We start from the raw sequence: 21,384 nt of genomic DNA on the forward strand, positions 1-21,384 counted from the left end.
GGATGACAGGGTTACTGCTTGAGGGCTTCGGCCGTGATCAGCAGGCGCGTCTTCATGTTGAAGCCGTATGCCTTGCCGAAATCGACGCCGAACTCGCTGCGGTCGAACTCACCCACCGCGTCGACGCCGCACACTTCGCGCTTGAGCATCGGATGCGGCATGCACTTGAACGAATCGATCTTCAGCGTGAGCGGACGCGTCACGCCGTGCATCGTGAGATTGCCGACCACCGTCGCCGGCCGGTCGCCGTTGAACGTGATCGCGCCCTTGTAGGTCGCTTCCGGGAACTTCGACGCGTCGAAGAACTGGTTCGATTGCAGGTCCTGGTCGAGCTTCGTGCTGCCCGTATGAACCGACGCAATCGCGGTCGTCACTTCGACCGTGCCGGTCTTCGCCGCGCGGTCGAGCGTCACGGTGCCGCTCGATTTGTCGAACTTGCCACGCCACACCGACAGGCCGCCGATGTGATCGGCTTCGAAGCTCGGGTACGTGTGGTCCGGATCGAGCTGGTACGTCGATGCGGCGGCGAATGCGGAAAACGACAGCGATGCGGCCAGTGCGCCGGCCGCGATCGTCAGGGTCTTGTTCAATTCAATCTCCTTGAAACATCAGGGGGTTCGTTTGTAGCGTGAGACCAGTATGGAGATTGAATCCGCTTTACACTAGACGGATAAATAGGATTTGATTAATCCATTTTTGGAGGAATCCGATGCTCGATCTGAATGATCTCGCGCTGTTCGTCCAGGTCGTCCGGGCCGGCAGCTTCTCGGAGGCCGCGCGACGCCTGCGCATGCCGGCCAATACGCTGAGCCGGCGCATCGACCAGCTCGAAGGGCAGATCGGCACGCGCCTGCTGCATCGCTCGACCCGCAAGCTCGCACCGAGCACCGAAGGCCAGGCGCTGTTCGAGCGCTATGCGCCGGCCCTCGACCGGATCTTCGAGATCGAGCGGATGCATGCGGACGGGCAGGAACCGTCCGGCACGGTTCGCGTGACGGCGATGGCCGGCCTGTTCGAATTTTTCAAGCTGGAATGGCTGGCCGAGTTCTATGCCCGCTATCCGCAGATCAGCATCGACTTCCTGCTCGACGACACGCCGTCCGACCTGATCGCCGAGCGTATCGACCTCGCCTTGCGCATCGGCGTCGAGACGGGCGGCAGCTTCCGCGTGCGCCGGATCGCGCCGGGCACGATGATCCTCGCCGCCAGCCCTGCCTACCTCGAACGGCGCGGCGCGCCACGCACGCCGCGCGACCTCGCCGACCACGATTGCCTCACGGTATCGAGCCGCCAAGGGCGCAGCATGTGGCGGCTGCAGGGGCCGCGCGGCACGCAGGAAATCTCGATCGCAGGCCGCTTCTCGGTCAACGACATGCGCGTGGTCGTGCAAGCCTGCATCGCCGGGCTCGGCATCGCGCTGGTGCCGCAGTTGCTCGTCGAGCCGGCGATCGAGCAAGGCAGGATGGTGCGCGTGCTGCCGTCCTATCGACGCTCGAGCACAGGCCTCGGGCTGCAGCTCGTCTACACGAGCCGCCCGCCGTTGCCGCCCGCGGTCACGCTCGTCGCCGAATTCCTGCTGGAAAAGCTGGGCCAGGGGATACCGGGGTACCCGGAGCACGCGGCCGACCGATAAGGTTTCGTTGTCGCGGCGAACGGAATTTCTTGTTGGACGCGGAATATCGGCGCACGAACACTGCGGGGCATCGCGTCGGGTAGCAACCGACGCCCATGCCAGGGCCCGGGGCCCCATCGCAGGAGACAGCCATGCCGGCATCAGCAAGCGCCATCAACGTCCGGGAATTCATCGACGAACGTCCCGTCAGCCCGTTTCAGTGGCTCGTCGGGCTGCTCACATTCGTCGTGATCTCGCTGGACGGCTGGGATACCGTCATCATCGGCTTCGTCGTGCCGGAACTCATCAAGGAATGGGGCGTCACGAAGAGCGCACTGGCGCCGGTGCTCAGCGCCGCGCTGTTCGGTCTGGCGGCGGGCGCGCTGCTGGGCGGGCCGATCGCCGACCGCTTCGGCCGCAAGCGCGTGCTGGTCGCGAGCGTGCTGATCATCGGCGTCGGCACGCTGGCCACCGCGCACGCGACGTCGCTCGCGACGATGCTGCCGATCCGCTTCGTCACCGGGCTCGGCCTCGGCGCCGTGATGCCGAACGTCGTGACGCTGTGGTCCGAGTACGTGCCGGAACGCCGGCGCTCGTTCCTCGTGACGGTCGTGTACAGCGGATTCACGGTCGGCGCCGCGCTGTGCGGGTTCATCGCGGCCTGGATCATCCCGAGCTACGGGTGGCGCACGATGCTGACGGTGGGTGGTGCGCTGGCGGTGGTCTGCGTCCCGATCCTGATGCGCTGGCTGCCCGAATCAGTCGCATTCCTCACGGTTCAGCACAAGCGTCCCGAACTGATTGCGAAGATCCTTTCCGCGATCGGCCGTACGCGCGTGGCCGCCGATACGACATTCTTCCTGCCCGCGCAACCGAAGGTGAAAGGCGGTGCGATCGGCACGATCCTGTCGAAGCGCTATGTCGCGGGCACGGTCCTGATCTGGCTGTGCTATTTCGTCGGGCTGTTCGTCCTTTACCTGCTGTACAACTGGCTGCCGACGATGGCAAAAGACGCCGGTTATACGAGCGCGCAGGGCGCGATCATGGTCGGCTTCCTGAACTGGGGCGGCACGCTGGGCTCGGTCGCGATCGGCTGGCTGATGGATCGCTTCGACCGCTACCGCGTGATCGCCGCGAGTTTTTGCCTGGCGGCACTGTCGCTCTGGGCCGTGCACGGGATGCAGTCGACGTTCTGGGCCCTGCAGGTGCTCGCCTTTGCGTGGGGGTGGTTCGTTCCCGGCACGAATACCGGCATGAATGCGCTGACCGCGCGCTTCTATCCGACCGTCGCACGCTCGACCGGATTGAGCTGGATGCATGCGTTCGGCCGGCTGGGTGCGATCGGCAGCGCGTTTGCCGGCGCGGCGCTCCTGAGCGCGGGGCTGGGGCTCGGCCAGATTCTCCCGATCATGGCCGTCGCGCCGCTGGCCGGCGCGGTGGCCGTGCTCGTGATCGCGGGGCTCGTGAAGCGCTGGGCGCTGGCCGATGAGTCGACGGGGGCGGTCGTGAGTTCTGCGGCGGAGGTTTCCGCGAATACCTGACGATAGCCGTCGCGGCAACACTCAGCTCCGACAAGGCGCCGCCTTCCTGTCGGTCCCACTGCCCTGACTCGACACGACGCCGGCCGTATGCGGCCGTGCGTCGTTGGTCACGCGCGTCGGGTTCAGCTCACGCAGCACGCTCGCACGGCTGCCATCGTCGTTCGGCAGCTGCGGCTGCCCGCGCGCGAACGCGGGCGCGACCGCCGCCGCGAGCAGCGCGGCGATCGCCAGTCGGGAAAGGCTCCTCATCGCCCGACTCCCCGCTTACTGCACGCTGGCGGCCGGCACGGACACCGAAGCCGTCGCCGTGCCCTGTTCGCCATGCGCGATCGCATAGAGTTCGCGATTGCGCGCGATCGTCTGCGTGCTCGGCGGATAGTCCCAGTTCGACGTCGGCACGGTGCCGTCGCGCTGCGCCTGGACGAGATCGGCGATCACGTCGGCACGGGTCGGCCCCGACGACGACGCCTGTGCGAAAGCGGCAACCGGCGTGCCGATGGCGAGGGCGAGCAGCGCGGCGGCTGCGATCAGTCTGCGATTCATGATGAAACTCCCCAGAACGGTTCGATGAAGACGCATCGTCGATGCGCCGCCGGCGGAACCGCGGATGCGATTCATCGCCTGACACGTTCATTCTGGTGATCGCAGCCGGCACGACGCTGACGCGCAGATGACAATCCTGAAATCCGCCGCAGCGCGCGCAGATAACAGCTTCGTAATCTTCGAGTCAGGGCCGGGTCAACGCGGCGCCGTCAGACTTCAGGCTCGTCGCATCGCATGCGGCGCCCCTGCCCTGCTTCGAGGAACAACATCATGTGGATCGTCCGGCTGGCGTTGCGCCGGCCCTATACGTTTGTCGTGCTCGCGCTGCTGATCTTCATCGCGGGACCGCTCGCGATCCTGCGCACGCCGACCGACATCTTCCCGAACATCGACATTCCCGTCGTCAGCATCGTGTGGTCGTACAACGGCTTCTCGGCCGAAGACATGGCCAAGCGGATCACGTCGAGCTACGAGCGCGCACTGACATCCGACGTCGACGACATCGAGCACATCGAATCGCAGTCGCTGAACGGCGTGTCGGTCGTGAAGATCTTCTTCCACCCCGGCGCGGACATCAACCGCGCGATCGCCGAAGCCGCGAGCAACTCGGCATCGATCCTGCGGATCCTGCCGCCCGGCACGCTGCCGCCGAACATCATCACGTACAACGCGTCGACGGTACCGATCCTGCAACTCGGGCTGTCGAGCGACACGCTCGCCGAGCAGCAGCTGTACGACCTCGGCAACAGCTTCATCCGCACGCAACTCGCGACCGTCCAGGGCGCGGCCGTGCCGCTGCCGTTCGGCGGCAAGATCCGCCAGATCGTCGTCGATCTCGACACGCGCGCGCTGCAGGCGAAGGGGCTCGCGCCGATCGACGTCGTGAACGCGATCAACGCGCAGAACCTGATCTTGCCGGGCGGCACCGCGAAGATCGGCACGCGCGAATACAACGTGCAGATGAACGGCAGCACGCAGACGGTCGCCGCGCTGAACAACCTGCCGGTGAAGACGATCGGCGGCAGCGTCGTCTATGTGCGCGACGTCGCGCATGTTCGCGACGGCTACGCGCCGCAGACCAACATCGTGCGCGCGGACGGCAAGCGCGCGGCGCTGCTGACCGTCGAAAAGACCGGCAGCGCGTCGACGCTGACGATCATCCAGCAGGTCAAGGCGATGCTGCCGAAGATCGCGGCCGGGCTGCCGAAGGCGCTGCACATCTCGGCGCTCGGCGACCAGTCGGTGTTCGTGAAGGCGGCGATCCAGGGTGTCGTGCGCGAGGCGCTGATCGCCGCGTGCCTCACCGCGCTGATGATCCTGTTGTTCCTCGGCAGCTGGCGTGCGACGCTGATCATCGCGGTGTCGATCCCGCTCGCGGTGCTGACGTCGCTGCTCGCGCTGGCGGCGCTCGGCCAGACGATCAACATCATGACGTTGGGCGGGCTCGCGCTCGCGGTCGGCATTCTCGTCGACGACGCGACCGTCGCGATCGAGAACATCACGCATCACCTCGAACGCGGCGCGCCGCTCGAGGACGCGATCCTGACGGGCTCCGGCGAGATCGCCGTGCCGACCTTCGTGTCGACACTGTCGATCTGCATCGTGTTCGTGCCGATGTTCCTGCTGACGGGCGTCGCGCGCTACCTGTTCGTGCCGATGGCCGAGGCGGTGATCTTCGCGATGGTCGCGTCCTATTTCTTCTCGCGCACGCTGGTGCCGACGCTCGCGATGGTGCTGATGCGCGCGAAGGGGCACGGCAAGCCGCCGCGCGGCGTGTTCGCATGGATCGCGCGTTTCCAGGCCGCGTTCGAGCATCGTTTCGAAGCGGTGCGGCTGCGCTATCGCGCGCTGCTGTCGGCCGCGATCGCGCGCCGCCGCCGGTTCGCGGCCGCGTTCCTGCTCGCGTGCGCCGCATCGACCGCGCTGTTCGCGTTCGCCGGCCAGGACTTCTTCCCGTCGGTCGACACGGGTGAAATCCGCCTGCACCTGCGCGCGCCGACCGGCACGCGGATCGAGGAGACCGCGCGCCTGACCGACGAAGTCGAAGCGCGCATCCACGACGTGATTCCCGCGAGCGACATCGCCAGCGTGCTCGACAACATCGGCGTGCCGGTGAGCGGGATCAACCTCACGTACGACTCGTCGGACCCGATCGGCACCGAGGACGCGGACGTGATGATCACGCTGAAGCCGAACCACGCGCCGACGGCCGCGTATGTCGCGAAGCTGCGCAACCTGCTCGCGCAGTCGTTCCCCGGCGTGACGTTCGCGTTCCTGCCGGCCGACATCGTCAGCCAGATCCTGAACTTCGGGTTGCCCGCGCCGATCGACATCCAGATCGTCGGCAACAAGCTCGACCAGAACCGCGTCGTCGCGAATGCCTTGCTCGCGAAGCTGCGCGGTGTGCGCGGCCTCGTCGATGCGCGCATCCAACAGCCCGGCGACGAACCGGCCATCAACGTGAACGTGGACCGCACGAAGGCGATCCAGGCCGGCCTCGAACAGCGCGACGTCGCGCAGAACCTGCTGATCGCGCTGTCCGGCAGCTCGCAGACGACGCCGAATTTCTGGCTCGACCCGCGCAACGGTGTCAGCTATCCGCTGATGGTGCAGACGCCGCAGTATTCGGTCGATTCGCTGCAGGCGCTCGCGAACGTGCCGCTGCCGGCGGGCACCGCGCGTTCGCCACAGACGCCGGCCGGCGGCCCGGCCGCGGGCGCCCCCGCGCAGAACCTGCTCGGCGCGCTCGGCAGCTTCTCGCGCGCGACGCAGCAGGCGGTCGTGTCGCACTACAACGTGCAGCCGGTACTCGACATCTTCGCGTCGGTGCAGGGGCGCGACCTCGGCGGCGTAACGGCCGACGTGACGAAGCTCGTCGACGACGCGCGCGCGCAGTTGCCGCCCGGCTCGTCGATCGTGCTGCGCGGCCAGGTGCAGGCGATGCACGAATCGTTTGCCGGACTGCTTGGCGGCCTCGCGCTCGCGATCGCGCTCGTCTACCTGCTGATGGTCGTCAACTTCCAGTCGTGGCTCGACCCGCTCGTGATCGTTGGCGGCCTGCCCGCGTCGCTTGCCGGCATCGCATGGATGCTGTTCGTCACGCGCACGACGCTGTCGGTGCCCGCGCTGACCGGCACGATCCTGTGCATCGGCATCGCGACCGCGAACAGCATCCTCGTCGTCAACGCGGCGCGCGAGCTGATCGCCGGCGGCGCGCCGCCGTGGCAGGCCGCGCTCGATGCCGGTTTCAGCCGCTTCCGCCCGGTCGTGATGACCGCGCTCGCGATGCTGATCGGCATGCTGCCGATGGCGCTCGGCCTCGGCGACGGCGGCGAGCAGAACGCGCCGCTCGGCCGCGCGGTGATCGGCGGGCTCGCGTTCGGCACGCTGTCGACGCTGCTGTTCGTGCCCGTCGTGTTCGGCTTCGTCCATGCGTGGCTCGAACGACGCCGCAACGCGGCTGCCGCACGCCGCGCGCAGGACACGCCGGCGCTGCCCTGAGCGCGGTTTCACCTCGACTCCCCTCGACCCGCCCGACTTCGACCTCATCATGAACGACTCGACCGAATCCCTCGCTCCGCCGCCGGCCGCCGCAGCGGACACGGCGTCCCCCGTCGCACGCGACGCGGCGCCCGCTGCGGCGTCACCCCGGCGGCGCCGCAAGCTGACCGTGCCGCTCGTCGCGATCGCGGCGGCGGCCGCGCTGCTGGCCGCCGGCATCGTACCGCGCATCGATGCGCGTGCCGCACAACGCGTGCAGGTGGCTGCCCAGCAGGCGCTACCGGTGTCGGTGATCCTGCCGGGTACCGCGCCCGCCGACCAGACGCTCACGCTGCCGGGCGCGGTGATGCCGTATGCGGAGGCATCGATCTACGCACGCACGAGCGGCTATATCGCGCACTGGAGCGCCGACATTGGCGCGCACGTGAAGGCCGGCGCGACGCTCGCGCAGATCACGGCGCCCGACCTCGACGCGCAGTTGCGGCAGGCACGCGCCGACGCCGCGACCGCGCAGGCGAACTACGACTACGCGAAATCGACCGCGCAGCGCTGGCAGGACATGCTGAAAACGCAATCGGTGTCGCAGCAGGACACCGATACGAAAGTCGCCGACATGAACGCGAAGCGCGCGATGCTGGCATCCGCGCAGGCAAACGTCGCGCACCTGACCGAGCTGGTGTCGTACGAATCGGTCACGGCGCCGTTCGACGGCGTGATCACCGCGCGCAACGTCGAAGTCGGCACGCTCGTCACCGCCGGCGGCACGCCCGGCAGCCCCGGATTGTCCGGCGAACTGTTCCATCTCGAACAGACCGGCACGCTGCGCGTGTTCGTCGACGTGCCGCAGGACAGCGCAGCCGGCGTGACGACCGGCACGTCGGTGTTCCTCACCACGCAGCAGTATCCGGGCCGGCGCTTCGCCGCGCGCGTCGCGCGCAGCGCAGGCGCGATCGATCCGGTCACGCGCACGCTGCGCGTCGAAATCGACGTCGACAACGGCGATGGCGCGCTGATGCCCGGCGCGTATGCGCAAGCGCACTTGCTCGTGCCGAGCGCGGCCCCTGCGTTCGAGCTGCCGGTCAGCGCGCTGCTGTTCCGGCCGGCCGGCGTGACGGTCGCGACCGTCGCCGCGAACGGCACCACCGCGCTGAAGACCGTACAGATCGGGCGCGATTTCGGCACGCGTGTCGAGATCGTGTCGGGGCTCGCGGCGAGCGATCGCGTGATCGACAACCCGGGCGATTCGATCGCGGCCGGCGAGGTCGTGAAGGTCGTGTCGGTTGCGCACGGCGCGACGCCGGCCGTGCAAACCGGCCCGGCAACCGGTGTGAAGGCTGCGCCACGCACCGCTGCATCGACGCCGGCCACCGCCACTGCGCCCGCTTCGACGCCGGCGGTGGTTTCGACACCTGCCCGCGGCTGATCCGCCGATGAAAAACCGCGAGAGATCCGTCATGTGCTTCCTTCGTCCGCTCCCGTTCGCCCGCCGCGTCGTCGCGCTCGGCGTCGCTGCCTCATTGACCGCGTTGTCCGCATGCTCGACGCTGCCAGCCTATTCACCGCCCTCGGTCGTGGTGCCTGCGCACTATGCGGGCGTACCGGCATCGGGCGTACCGGCATCGGGCACACCGGCTTCGGGCGCACCAAGCGCCCAGTCCGGCTGGAATGTCGCGGCACCGGCCGATGCCGCTTCGCGCGGCGCGTGGTGGACCGTCTTCAACGACGCCGCCCTAAACACACTCGAAGCGCGCGTCGACATCTCGAACCAGACCGTGAAGAAAGCCGTCGCCGATCTCCAGCAGGCGCGCGCGATGGTCGACTACCAGCATGCCGGGTTCCTGCCGACCGTCACGGCCGGCGTCGCGCAGAGCCGCGCGCGCATCTCGCAGAACAAGCTCGGCTCGTCGCTCGCCGGCAAGACGACACCCGACTATCAGGCCGGCGTGGCCGCAAGCTGGGAGCCCGACCTGTTCGGCCGCGTGCGCGACGCCGTGACGGGCGCGCAGGCAAATGCCGACGCGAGCGCGGCCGATCTGCAGGCCGTGAAGCTGTCGGTGACGGCCGAGCTTGCGACCGACTATTTCGCGCTGCGCTCGCTCGATACGCAAAAGCAGTTGCTCGACGATACCGTGCACGCGTATGCGGATGCACTGAAGCTGCTGAAACAGCAGCTCGCGGCCGGTGCGATCGACGCGTCGGCCGTCGCGCAGGCCGAGACGCAGCTCGAAGCGACGCAGACGCAGGACACCGACATCGACGCCTCGCGCGCGCAGCTCCAGCATGCGCTCGCGACGCTCGTCGGCGAAAGCGCGTCGACCTTCACGCTACCGCCGCGCGTGCAGGCGTTCGACGTACCCGCGATCCCGGCCGGCGTGCCGTCGCAACTGCTCGAACGACGGCCCGACATCGCGGCGGCCGAGCGCCGCGTCGCGGCTGCGAATGCGCAGATCGGCGAGGCGCGCGCCGCGTTCTTTCCCGATCTCGTGCTGTCGGCGAGCGCGGGGCTCGAAAGCGGATTCTTCGCGCCGTGGCTGACCGCGCCGAGCCTGTTCTGGTCGCTCGGCTCGCAGCTTGCCGGCACGCTGTTCGACGGCGGGCGCCGCAGCGCGTCGCTGCGCGCCGCGCACGCGCAATACGACGGCACCGTCGCCGATTACAGGCAAACCGTACTCGCCGCGTTCCAGCAGGTCGAGGATCAACTGTCCGCGCTCGATGCGCTCGCGTCGGAAGCCAACAGCCAGCAGCGCGCGACCGATGCCGCCGACCTGTCGCTGAAACTGACGACCAACCGCTTCAACGCGGGCGCCGTCAGCTACCTCGACGTCGTGACCGCGCAGACGATCGCGCTGTCGAACCGACGCCTTGCCGACCAGATCGCCGCGCGCCGGATGGAGGCGGCGGTTACGCTGCTGACGGCGCTCGGCGGCGGCTGGAACAAGCGGGTGGATGCGGAGGCAACGACTGCCGCGCCCACGGCTGTTACGCCGCCGGCGTCCTGACAAACGTGAGGATGAACCGCGTGCCGGCCGTGTCGCTTTCGACGCGCGCGGTGCCACCGTGGAGTTCCATCACCGAGCGCACGATCGCGAGCCCGAGCCCGGCCGTGCCGCCCGGCACGCCGCCGCTGCGCGCGGGATCGCCGCGCACGAAGCGATCGAAGATGCGCGGCAGCAACGCGGAATCGATCGGCTCGCCCGGGTTCGCGACGACGACGCGCACCGCGTCCGCCGTTTCGTCGACGCTCAGGGCGATGACGCCGCCTGCCGGCGTGTAGCGCAGCGCGTTCGCGAGCAGGTTGCTGACCGCGCGGCGAAACAGTTCGAGATCGGCGGTCAGCCGGCCGTGCCCGTCGACGCGCAGCGTCGAGCCCGCTTCATCGGCCAGCCCCTCGAAATAGCCGGCGATGCGCTCCAGCTCCTCATGCACGTCGAATGCGCGCTGCCGCGTGACGAAGCCGGGATGCTCGGCGCGCGCAAGAAACAGCACGTTCTCGATCATCCGCGCGAGACGGTCGTATTCCTCGAGATTCGATTCGAGCAGCGTCTGGTATTCGTCGACGGAACGCGGCCGCGCGAGCGCCACCTCGGTCGCGCCGCGCATGTTGTTCAGTGGCGTACGCAAGTCGTGCGCGAGATCCGCGCTGAATTGCGACAGGTGCCCGAACGCCTGCTGCAGGCGGCCGAGCATCGCGTTCTGTGCGTCGACGAGTGCAGTCAGCTCGCGCGGCGCGCGTGACGCGTCGAGCCGCGTATCGAGCTTGTCGACGGTGATCCGTCCCGTGTTCGCGACGATCTCGCGCAGCGGCGCGAGCGACTTGCGGATCAGCCAGTAACTGAACAGCATCGCGAACAGCGCGCCGAGGCCGCCGGCGATCTTCAGCTTGTCGCGGTAGCCGTCGAGCAGCTCGGCGCGATCGCACATGTTGCGCGCGATCGCGATCCGGATCTTCGTATGGTCGCGCAGCGCCGCATCGGTGACGACGCCACGCACGGACGTGCCGCCGTCGGCGGTCCACGTCACGATCCGGTCGGCGGTGATCCGTTCGTTCGCGGGCACGGGCGTCGCGTGCGGCGGCAACAGGTCGGCATCGGGCAATGCGGGCCGCGCGGACGACGACGCGCCCGGCAAGGCATCCGGCAAATCCTCGAGTTCGGTGCGCTCGACGTTGTGGCGCGCGAGCACGTTGCCCTGCGCGTCGACGACGGCGATCGACAGCGCCGCGTTGCCGAGCACCTGGCTCGTCAGCCGGTCCGCATGCGTGCGCACCGCGTCGAGCGAATCGAGTTCGCCCGCGAGCCGCCGTGTATGCCGTGCGGCGAGCACGATGTCGAGGTCGTCCTGCGTGCTGACCTGCCGTTCGAGGCCCGTGTACACGTACGTGCCGACGAGCGCAAACACGGCGAAGGTGGTCGCGCCGAACGCGAGCGCGAGCGTCGCGCCGAGCGAGCGGCCGAGCGTCATGCGCCGTCCTTCGGCTCGAGCACGTAGCCGACGCCGCGCACCGTATGGATCAGCTTGACCGCGAAATCGTCGTCGATCTTCGCGCGCAGCCGCCGGATCGCGACTTCAACGACGTTGGTGTCGCTGTCGAAATTCATGTCCCACACGTACGACGCGATCTGCGTGCGACTCAGCACCTCGCCCTGCCGGCGCGCAAGCAGCTGCAGCAACGAGAATTCGCGCGGTGTCAGGTCGATCCGCACGGTGCCGCGCTTCACGCGACGGCGCACGACGTCGATCTCCAGGTCGCCCACCGCAATGCGCTCCGTCTCGCGCGGCGGCCCGCGGCGCGCGAGCGTGCGGATGCGCGCGAGCAGCTCGACGAACGCGAACGGCTTCACGAGATAGTCGTCGGCGCCGAGTTCGAGGCCGTGCACGCGGTCCTGCACGTCGTCGCGCGCGGTCAGGAACAGCACGGGCGTCGCATGCGTGTCGCGCAGCCGCTTCAGCACGCTCCAGCCATCGAGCACCGGCAGCATCACGTCGAGCACGATCACGTCGTAGCTCTCTTCCTGCGCGAGCGTCAGCCCCTCGCCGCCGTCCTTCGCGAGGTCGACGCTGAAACCGGATTCCTCGAGCCCCTTCTTCAGGTACGCGCCGGTCTTCGGTTCGTCTTCGACTATCAGGATGCGCATGATCGGCTCCGTCGCATTCGGTGATGACATGCGCCGATGTTACCGGGAAACGGGGCGAGCGCGCCGCCCCGCGCCCGCGCGAGACGGCCTGATTACGAAACTGTAATCAGCGGGTCAGTGTTGTGACTGCTGCGGAAACCAGAATGGGATACGTGGGTCCGCCCCACTTGCCCGTTCGTTCAACCACCCAGGAGTCCGCCATGAAACTCGTCGCCGCTTTCGTCGTCGCCACCCTGAGCCTGCCGTTCGGCACGCAGGCCTTCGCCCAGTCCACGCAAGCACCGATCACGCGCGCGGAAGTGCGCCAGCAGCTGATCGATGCCGAAGCCAACGGCCTGCTGCCGTCGAACCGCAACGACTATCCGCCGTCGCAGTCCGAAATCGCGCGCAACCGCCAGCTTTACGCGCTCGCGCATCCCGATGCGGCGCCGGTCGCGACGGCTTCGACGGGAAATTGATCTCGGCATATTACCGACAGCCGGCTGACAACCCGATGTCGTGCCCGCCCTGCATGTGTCTGCATCTTCCGCGGCGCGCGCTGCCGCGCCGGCGGAATCCCTTTTCAATCAAGCGTGTGGCCGCACCGCACGGACCGCCGGAATACCGCTTAATGATCGCCCGACGCGCGCGAAACCCGCGCTCGATCATCCCGCCCGAAGCCCCGCTATTTTTCGAAATCGGGCGTTACGCCCCGGTAATTCCCATTCATCCGACCTTCCACTAGATTGAAGGCGTTCCCAGCGCAATGAGGTGCAAGGATGAATGCGAAACAATGGGCCGTGATCGGCTCGGGCGTGCTGGCCGCATGCCTCTCCATCCAGCCGGCGATGGCCGGTATCTTGATCGGCTTCGGCATCGCGGCCCCGGCCCCCGTCTATGTCGCCCCCGCGCCCGTCTATGTCGCGCCGCCGCCTGTCGTCGTACCGGCACCGCCGGTCGCTTACGCACCCTATGCACCGGCTGTCGTGGCCGCGCCCGTGATGGTGCCGACGGTCGGCATCTCGCTCGGCTGGCACGGCGGCCGTTATTGGGACGGCCGCCGCTGGTGGGGGCGCCAGGACTGGGCCGCGCATCACCGCTGGTAAGCCGCATTACCCGAGGCGCCGCGCGCGGCGCGCCGTCGATCGGCCCGCCGCGCTCGCCTCGATCGTTCGCCGACCGTTTCGACGACGAGCGCCGTGCCGCCTGCCCTCGCACGCGGCGCCGGCCCGTTGCCCCACACACGGCATCCCGGTAGCCGTTCCTTCCACCCGATTCGCTTCCCTATACTCAGGAGTCCTGTCATGTCTGTCACTTGCGCGATTCGTCGTCCACGCCGGGGGCAGACATGAGCGAACCCCGATCCACGCCGCCGGCGCGGCGCCGCACGCGCCGCTGGATCGTCGCCGGCGTGCTGGCCGTGCCGGTCGCGCTGATCGTGTTCCACCTGCTCCGCGAGACGAAGCCGGCCCGCGCCGCGCCAGCCCAGGTCGTCAGCGTCGCGACCGCGACGACGGGCGACATGCCGGTCGTGCTGAACGAACTCGGCACCGTCACGCCGGTCGCGACCGTCACCGTGCTGCCGCAACTGAGCGGCTATCTGACCGACGTCGGCTATCGCGAAGGGCAGGAGGTCGGCAAAGGCCAGTTTCTCGCGCAGATCGATCCGCGTCAGTACCAGATCAGCAAGCAGCAGGCGCAGGCCCAGCTCGCGAAGGACGAGGCGAGCCTCGCGCAGGCACGCGCCGATCTCGCCCGCTATGCGCAGCTCGCCGAGCACAAGTCGATCGCCGACCAGACCTACCAGGATGCGCAGTTCACCGTGAAGCAGGACGAGGCAGCCGCCCAGGCCGACCGCGCGAACATCGCGCAATACGATCTCGATCTCGCGTATTGCCATATCACCGCGCCGGTGGCCGGCCGCGTCGGGCTGCGGCTCGTCGATCCGGGCAACTACGTGACGTCGTCGAGTTCGACGGGCATCGTCGTGATCACGCAGATGAAGCCGATGACCGTGCAGTTCACGGTGCCGCAAAACGCGTTGTCGGCTGTGATCCGCCGCGTCGGCGCGGGCGCGACCTTGCCCGTGACCGTCTATTCCAGCGACGACGACAAGCAGGTCGCCACCGGCACGCTGTACGCGATCGGCAACCAGATGGCGACCGCGACGGGCACCGTCACGCTGCGCGCGACGTTCGCGAACGACGACGAAGCGCTGTTTCCGAACGAATTCGTCAACGTGCGGCTCGGCGTCGATACGCTGCACGACGCGGTGCTCGTGCCGACCGCCGCGGTGCAGAACGGCGCGCCGGGCGATTTCGTGTATCTCGTCAACCCGAACCGGACGGTGTCGGTGCATAAGGTCACGCTCGGGCCGGGCAACGGCCGCTCGACCGCGATCGTCGCGGGGCTTGCCGCCGGGCAGCAGGTCGTGACCGACGGCGTCGACCGCCTCAGCGACGGCGCGGCGATCCGTATCGCATCGAACCGGGCCGGCGGCACGCAACCGGCTTCCGGCGCTGCGGCGGACCCGCTGCCACGCCATGCCGGTCATCCCCCTGCCGTAGCGGGCGCGGCATCCGGCGCGGCCTGACGAGAGACGCCCCCCGACAAGATGAACCTCTCCCGTCTTTTCATCCTGCGGCCCGTCGCGACGCTGCTGCTGACAATCGCGCTCGTGCTGACCGGCGCGGTCGCCGTGCGCTTCCTGCCCGTTTCATCGCTACCCGACGTCGACTACCCGACGATCCAGGTGCAGACCTTCTACCCCGGTGCGAGCCCCGACGTGATGGCGACGACCGTCACCGCGCCGCTTGAAGTCCAGCTCGGCGAGATTCCCGGCCTGCAACAGATGATCTCGTACAGCTCGGAAGGCGCGTCGGTGATCACGCTGCAGTTCGACCTGTCGGTCAGCCTCGATGTCGCCGAACAGAACGTGCAGCAGGCGATCAACGCGGCGAACAGCTACCTGCCGAGCGGGCTGCCTGCCCCACCGATGTATGCCAAGGTGAATCCGGCCGATCAGCCCGTGCTCACGCTGGCCGTCACGTCGAATTCGATGTCGCTCACGCAGTTGCAGGACACCGCGAACAACCGGCTCGCGACGAAGATCTCCGAAGTGCCGGGTGTCGGCCTCGTCACGACGGCCGGCGGCCACGTGCCGGCCGTGCGCGTCGAAGCCGATCCGCACAAGCTCGCCGCGTACGGGCTGAACATCGACGATCTGCGCACGCTGCTCGCGAACGTGAACGTCAGCCAGCCGAAAGGCAACTTCGACGGCCCCGACCTCGACTACACGATCAATTCGAACGACCAGATCGCCGATCCGAAGGATTACCTGCGCACCGTGATCGCCTATCAGAACGGCGCGCCGGTGTTCCTCAGCGACGTCGCGCGCGTGTCACAGGCGCCGCAGGACGTCGAGCGCGGCGCGTGGCTGAACCGCACGCCGGCGATCGTGCTGAACGTGCAGCGCCAGCCCGGCGCGAACGTAATCGCGACCGTCGACCAGATCAAGCAGCAGTTGCCCGCACTCGAGGCCACGCTGCCGGCCGGCATGCACGTGCAGATCGTCGGCGACGGCACGGGTGTGATCCGCGCCTCGGTGTTCGACGCGGCGACCGAGCTCGTGCTGGCCGTCGCACTCGTCGTGCTGGTGATCTTCGTGTTCCTGCGCAACCTGCCCGCTACACTGATTCCGAGCATCGCGGTGCCCGTGTCGCTGATCGGCACGGTCGCGGCCATGTACGAACTGCACTATTCGATCGACAACCTGTCGCTGATGGCGCTGATCATCGCGACCGGGTTCGTGGTCGACGATTCGATCGTGATGATCGAGAACATCGTCCGCTACATCGAGCAGGGGATGCGACCGCTCGACGCCGCGCTGAAAGGCGCCGGGCAGATCGGCTTCACGATCCTGTCGCTGACGGTCTCGCTGATCGCGGTGCTGATTCCGCTGCTGTTCATGGGCGGCGTGATCGGGCGGCTTTTCAGCGAGTTCGCCGTCACGCTCGCGGTGACGATCCTGATCTCGGCGGTCGTGTCGCTGACGGTCGTGCCGATGCTGTGCGCGCGGATCCTGAGGCCGCATTCGGCGTCGCAACCGGGCCGCTTCGAGCGATTCAGCGAACGGATTTTCGACCGCACGCTCGCGGCCTACGAGCGCGCGCTGAAACGGGTATTGCGCCACCAGACGCTGACGCTCGCCGTCGCGCTCGCCACCCTCGCGCTGACGCTGATCCTCTACGTCGCGATCCCGAAGGGGCTGTTTCCCGTGCAGGACGTCGGCGTGATCCAGGGCATCAGCGTGGCCGACACGTCGGTGTCGTATGCGGCAATGGTCGAGCGCCAGTCGCAACTGGCCGATGCGCTGCTGAAGGATCCCGACGTCGAATCGCTCACGTCGTACGTCGGGATCGACGGCGTCAACGCGACGCTGAACGACGGCCGCTTCCTGATCAACCTGCGCGCACACGGCGACCGCTCGGCCAGCGCCGACACGATCGCGCGACGGCTCCAGCAGGAAACGGCCGGCGTGCCGGGCGTGCGGCTCTACCTGCAGCCGGTGCAGGACCTGACGCTCGATACGACGCTGTCGCCGAACCAGTATCGCTTCGTGCTGCGCGGCCCGACCCGGCAGGCGCTGCAGCAGGTCGTGCCCGCACTGGTCGCGAAGCTGAAGCAGCTGCATTCGATCACCGACGTGCAGAGCGACCTCGACGTCGACGGGCTCGGCGTGCAGGTCGACGTCGATCGCCAGGCGGCCGCGCGCTACGGGATCACACCCGCGACGATCGACAACGCGCTGTACGACTCGCTCGGCCAGCGCATCGTGTCGACAATTTTCGAGCAGTCGAACCAGTACCGCGTGATTCTTGTCGCCAAACCGGAGGCGATGCCGAACGTCGCGTCGCTCGGCAACCTCCATCTGCCGAGCCAGACGAGCAGCAGCGGCCAGGTGCCGCTCAGCCAGATCGCAACCGTGCGGCTCGTGAAGACGCCGCTCGCGATCCGCCATCTCGCGCAGTTCCCGGCCGTCACCGTCTCCTTCAATCTCGCGAGCGGCGCATCGCTGAGCACGGCCGTCAGCGACGTGCGGCGCATCGAACGTGAAGCCGCGCTGCCGCCGTCGATCCAGTCGTCGTTCCAGGGCGCGGCGGCCGCGTTCGAGGATTCGCTGTCGAGCGAGGTCTATCTGCTGGTCGCCGCGCTCGTGGCGGTCTATATCGTACTCGGCGTGCTGTACGAGAGTTTCATCCACCCGGTCACCATCCTGTCGACGCTACCCTCTGCCGGGATCGGTGCGCTGCTTGCGCTCATGATCGCAGGCGCCGACCTCGACGTGATCGGGATCATCGGCATCGTGCTGCTGATCGGGATCGTGAAGAAGAACGCGATCATGATCGTCGACTTCGCGCTCGAAGCGGAACGCGTGCACGGCAAGACGCCGGCCGACGCGATCTTCGAGGCATCGCTGCTGCGCTTCCGGCCGATCCTGATGACGACCTTCGCGGCGATGCTCGGCGCGCTGCCGATGCTGGTCGGCACCGGCACGGGCTCGGAGCTGCGCCGCCCGCTCGGCCTCGCGATCATCGGCGGGCTCGCGCTGAGCCAGTTGCTCACGCTGTTCACGACGCCGGTGGTCTACCTGCTGTTCGACCGGCTGGCCACGTACGTGCGGCGTCGCCGTGAAGCCGCCGCGCCCGGCCCGGCCGCGCCGGACGGCGGGAGCGCATCGTGAATCCCGCCGCGCTGTTCATCCGCCGGCCGGTCGCGACGACGCTGCTGGCGATCGCGATCCTGTTGTCCGGTGCGCTCGCGTACTTCCGGATGCCGGTCGCCCCGCTGCCGAACGTCGCCTACCCGGTGATCGTCGTGCAGGCGAACATGGCGGGCGCGAGCCCCGACGTGATGGCATCGACGGTCGCCGAGCCGCTCGAACGGCGGCTCGAAACGATCGCGGACGTGCAGGAGCTGACGTCGATGAGCTACGTCGGCTCGTCGATGATCGTGATCGAGTTCGGCCTCGAGCGTGACATCAACGGCGCCGCGCGCGACGTACAGGCCGCGATCCAGGCCGCGCGCGCCGACCTGCCGACCACGCTGCGCGCGAACCCGACCTACCGCCAGTACAACCCGGCCGATGCGCCGGTGATGGTGCTCGCGCTGACGTCCGACACGCTGACGTCCGCGCAGCTGTACGACTCGGCCGACTCGGTGATCCAGCAGCAGTTGTCGCAGATCAAGGGCGTCGGACAGATCACGCTCGGCGGCGGCGCATTGCCGTCGGTGCGTGTCGAGCTGAATCCGGGCAAGCTGAACAGCTATGGCATCGGCCTCGAGGACGTGCGCGCGTCGCTCGGCGCGGCGAACGCGGACAGTCCGAAGGGCCATCTCGACCAGGGCGGCCACCGCTACGAAATTTTGTCGAACGACCAGATCGGCACCGCCGCGCCGTATCGCGACCTCGTCGTCGCATACCGCAACGACGCGGCCGTGCAGTTGCACGACGTCGCACAGGTGCGCGACTCGAACGAGAACGTGCGCAACGCGGGGCTCTACAACGGCAAGCAGGCCGTGCTCGTGATCGTGTTTCCGGAACCCGGCAGCAACGTCGTCAACACGGTGCGGCAGATCCGCGCGCGCCTGCCGGTGATCGAGGCCGCGTTGCCGGGCTCGGTGCACGTCGGGATCGCGGTCGACCATTCGCAGTCGATCAACGCGTCCGTGGCCGACACCGCACGCACGCTCGGCATCGCGGTGCTGCTCGTCGTCGGCGTCGTGTTCGTGTTCCTGCTGTCGCCGCGTGCGACGCTGATTCCGGCCGTCGCGCTGCCGCTGTCGATCGTCGGCACCTTCGGTCCGATGTTCCTGCTCGGCTACAGCATCGACAACCTGTCGCTGATGGCACTGACGATCGGCACCGGCTTCGTCGTCGACGACGCGGTGGTCGTGCTCGAAAACGTCACGCGCTTTCTCGAGGCCGGCTACGCGCCCAGGGAAGCCGCGCTGCGCGGCAGCGCGGAAGTCGCATTCACGGTCGTGTCGATGAGCCTGTCGCTGATCGCCGTATTCCTGCCGATCCTGCTGATGCCCGGCATCGTCGGCCTGCTGTTCCACGAGTTCGCGGTCACGCTGTCGATCGCGATCCTGCTGTCGATGGCGATTTCGCTGACCGTCACGCCGGCGATGTGCGCGTACGTACTGAGCCGGCAGCACGCACACGCCGCGCCGTCGCGCGTCGGCCACCGCATCGCCGCCGTGCTCGACCGGTTGCGCCATGCGTATTCGCGCTCGCTCGACACGGTGCTCGACCATGCTCCGCTCGTCGGCGTCATGCTGACCGCCCTGGTGGCTGGCAACCTGCTGCTGTTCGGGCTGCTGCCCGCGACGTTCTTCCCCGAACAGGATAACGGTACGCTGATGGGGCAGATCATCGCGGATCAAGGCATTTCATTCGGCGCGATGCGGCAGAAACTCGCGCAGCTGCAGGCGATCGTCCAGCAGGACCCGGCCGTCGCGGCGGTGGCCGGCTTCACCGGCGGCCGTGCGCTGAACACGGCCAACGTCTTTGTCGCGCTGAAGCCGCTCGCGCAGCGCCACGCGTCGGCCACCGAAGTCGTCAACCGGCTGCGGCCGAAGCTCGCGGCCGTGTCGGGCGCGCGGCTATTCCTGCAGGCGCAGCAGGACCTGCGGATCGGCGGCCGCCAGGCGGCCGCCGAATACCAGTACACGCTGACGAGCGACGATTCGCAGGCGTTGTATACGTGGGCACCGCGGCTTGTCGATGCGCTGAACCAGCGCCGCGGCCAGCTCGTCGACGTCAATTCGGACTTGCAGCAGCACGGGCTGCAAACGATGGTGACGGTCGACCGCGCGACCGCGAAACGCTACGGCTTCGACCCGAACCAGATCGACAACGTGCTGTACGACGCGTTCGGCCAGCGCACCGTCTCGACGATCTACAACCAGCTGAACCAGTACTTCGTCGTGATGGAAGTCGCGCCGCAGTACTGGCAGTTCCCGTCGTCGCTCGGCCGGATCTTCGCGAGCACGGCCGCCGGCAATGCGAGCGGCACCGCGCAGACGCAGTATTCGTCGGCTACCGTGCCGAGCGCCACCGCAACGCTCGCGACCGGCGCGGCGGTCGGCGTCACGACGGCGGCCACGAGCACGAGCGGTGCGGCCAATGCGCAGAATGCGAACGCGGAAGCGAACGCATCGACCAACGCCATCTCGAACAGCAAGGGCGGCAGCTCGACCGGCAGCGCCGACAGCACGTCGGCGGAAACGATGGTGCCGCTCACCGCGCTCGCGCTGTTCTCGAACAGCCATACCGCGACGCAAGTGAACCACCAGGGCGGCCTCGTCGCGGCAACGATCTCGTTCAACCTGCCGCCGAACGGATCGCTGAGCGACGCAGCCGCAGCGATCGCCGACGCCGAACGCGCGATCGGCATGCCCGCGTCGGTACATGGCGCGTTCGCCGGCGCCGCGCAGGCATTCACGAGCTCGATGGGCACGGTGCCACTCCTGATCGTCGCGGCGCTCGCGGTCGTCTACCTCGTGCTCGGCGTGCTGTACGAGAACACGATCCATCCGCTGACGATCCTGTCGACGCTGCCGTCGGCCGGCATCGGCGCGACGCTCGCGCTGCTCGTGTTCGGCGTGCCGTTCTCGGTGATCTCGATGATCGGCTTCATCCTGCTGATCGGCATCGTGAAGAAGAACGGGATCATGATGGTCGACGTCGCGATCGTACTGCAGCGCGACGAAGGCTTCGATGCGCGCCTCGCGATCCACGAGGCGGCCGTGCGGCGCCTGCGGCCGATCATGATGACGACGGCTGCGGCCGTGCTCGGCGCGCTGCCGCTCGCGCTCGCGATCGGCCAGGGCGCATCGCTGCGCCAGCCGCTCGGCGTGACGGTGATGGGCGGGCTGCTGATCAGCCAGGTGTTCACGCTCTACACGACGCCCGTGATCTATCTGACGCTCGACCGGCTGCGCGAACGACTCGCGCGCCGGTCGTTGCCGTGGCCGCGACAACGGCGGCCCGAATCGAGGCCCTGAC

Annotated in this window: 15 protein-coding genes; 10 read left to right on the top strand and 5 right to left on the bottom strand. The window is 68.1% G+C overall.

The genetic code is table 11. From position 1 onward, the window contains the following. Nucleotides 1–11: 11 nt before the first annotated feature. On the bottom strand, nt 12–590 hold the full coding sequence (locus KEC55_RS33805) for a YceI family protein (RefSeq protein WP_282511820.1): 579 nt from the start codon (nt 588–590) through the stop codon (nt 12–14). A gap of 119 nt (nt 591–709) precedes the next feature. Between KEC55_RS33805 and KEC55_RS33810 the strand changes: the two genes are divergently transcribed. Then, nucleotides 710–1,633, top strand: a complete 924-nt coding sequence (locus KEC55_RS33810) for a LysR family transcriptional regulator (protein ID WP_282511822.1) — start codon at nt 710–712, stop codon at nt 1,631–1,633. 131 nt (nt 1,634–1,764) lie between these two features. Beyond that, a complete protein-coding gene (locus KEC55_RS33815; RefSeq protein ID WP_282511824.1) occupies nt 1,765–3,153 on the top strand; it encodes an MFS transporter in 1,389 nt (462 codons plus the stop codon). A gap of 21 nt (nt 3,154–3,174) precedes the next feature. On the opposite strand, the gene KEC55_RS33820 is transcribed toward KEC55_RS33815, so the two are convergent. Together KEC55_RS33820 and KEC55_RS33825 are read right to left on the bottom strand one after the other, a co-directional pair. Continuing rightward, nucleotides 3,175–3,402, bottom strand: coding sequence for a hypothetical protein (locus KEC55_RS33820; RefSeq protein WP_282511826.1), 228 nt, complete (start codon nt 3,400–3,402; stop codon nt 3,175–3,177). A 15-nt stretch (nt 3,403–3,417) separates the two neighbouring features. Further along, on the bottom strand, nt 3,418–3,696 hold the full coding sequence (locus KEC55_RS33825; RefSeq protein WP_282511828.1) for a DUF4148 domain-containing protein: 279 nt from the start codon (nt 3,694–3,696) through the stop codon (nt 3,418–3,420). A 270-nt stretch (nt 3,697–3,966) separates the two neighbouring features. On the opposite strand from KEC55_RS33825, the gene KEC55_RS33830 reads away from it, so the two are divergent. Genes KEC55_RS33830 through KEC55_RS33840 form a run of 3 tightly spaced genes read left to right on the top strand, consistent with a single transcriptional unit; the run spans nt 3,967 to nt 10,196 of the window. After that, nucleotides 3,967–7,197: an efflux RND transporter permease subunit gene (locus KEC55_RS33830; RefSeq protein ID WP_282511830.1), complete on the top strand. Its 3,231-nt coding sequence runs from the start codon at nt 3,967–3,969 to the stop codon at nt 7,195–7,197. A 49-nt stretch (nt 7,198–7,246) separates the two neighbouring features. Then, the gene (locus tag KEC55_RS33835; protein WP_282511832.1) at nt 7,247–8,620 is read left to right on the top strand and encodes an efflux RND transporter periplasmic adaptor subunit; all 1,374 of its coding nucleotides are present in this window, start codon (nt 7,247–7,249) and stop codon (nt 8,618–8,620) included. Nucleotides 8,621–8,651: 31 nt separating this feature from the next. Beyond that, nucleotides 8,652–10,196 (top strand): efflux transporter outer membrane subunit, encoded by a 1,545-nt coding sequence (locus KEC55_RS33840; RefSeq protein WP_282511834.1) that lies wholly within the window; start codon nt 8,652–8,654, stop codon nt 10,194–10,196. On the opposite strand, the gene KEC55_RS33845 is transcribed toward KEC55_RS33840, so the two are convergent. Beyond that, entirely contained in the window at nt 10,177–11,658 is a 1,482-nt protein-coding gene (locus tag KEC55_RS33845; RefSeq protein WP_282511836.1) for a heavy metal sensor histidine kinase, read from the bottom strand. The genes KEC55_RS33840 and KEC55_RS33845 overlap by 20 nt on opposite strands. After that, nucleotides 11,655–12,332, bottom strand: coding sequence for a heavy metal response regulator transcription factor (locus tag KEC55_RS33850; protein ID WP_059447397.1), 678 nt, complete (start codon nt 12,330–12,332; stop codon nt 11,655–11,657). The genes KEC55_RS33845 and KEC55_RS33850 overlap by 4 nt, the downstream gene beginning before the upstream one ends. A gap of 200 nt (nt 12,333–12,532) precedes the next feature. Here KEC55_RS33850 and KEC55_RS33855 point away from each other — a divergent pair, with 200 nt between their 5' ends. The 5 genes from KEC55_RS33855 to KEC55_RS33875 all read left to right on the top strand — a co-directional run bounded on the left by KEC55_RS33855 (nt 12,533) and on the right by KEC55_RS33875 (nt 21,383). After that, nucleotides 12,533–12,790, top strand: coding sequence for a DUF4148 domain-containing protein (locus KEC55_RS33855; protein WP_282511847.1), 258 nt, complete (start codon nt 12,533–12,535; stop codon nt 12,788–12,790). A 300-nt stretch (nt 12,791–13,090) separates the two neighbouring features. After that, the gene (locus KEC55_RS33860) at nt 13,091–13,417 is read left to right on the top strand and encodes a hypothetical protein (protein WP_282511849.1); all 327 of its coding nucleotides are present in this window, start codon (nt 13,091–13,093) and stop codon (nt 13,415–13,417) included. 242 nt (nt 13,418–13,659) lie between these two features. Next, complete coding sequence (locus KEC55_RS33865; RefSeq protein ID WP_282511851.1) at nt 13,660–14,904, top strand: efflux RND transporter periplasmic adaptor subunit; 1,245 nt, start codon at nt 13,660–13,662, stop codon at nt 14,902–14,904. A gap of 21 nt (nt 14,905–14,925) precedes the next feature. Then, nucleotides 14,926–18,054: an efflux RND transporter permease subunit gene (locus KEC55_RS33870; protein ID WP_282511853.1), complete on the top strand. Its 3,129-nt coding sequence runs from the start codon at nt 14,926–14,928 to the stop codon at nt 18,052–18,054. After that, complete coding sequence (locus tag KEC55_RS33875) at nt 18,051–21,383, top strand: efflux RND transporter permease subunit (protein ID WP_282511855.1); 3,333 nt, start codon at nt 18,051–18,053, stop codon at nt 21,381–21,383. The genes KEC55_RS33870 and KEC55_RS33875 overlap by 4 nt, the downstream gene beginning before the upstream one ends. Nucleotide 21,384: the final 1 nt, after the last annotated feature.

This window comes from Burkholderia cepacia (assembly GCF_029962485.1).
Lineage (GTDB): Bacteria > Pseudomonadota > Gammaproteobacteria > Burkholderiales > Burkholderiaceae > Burkholderia.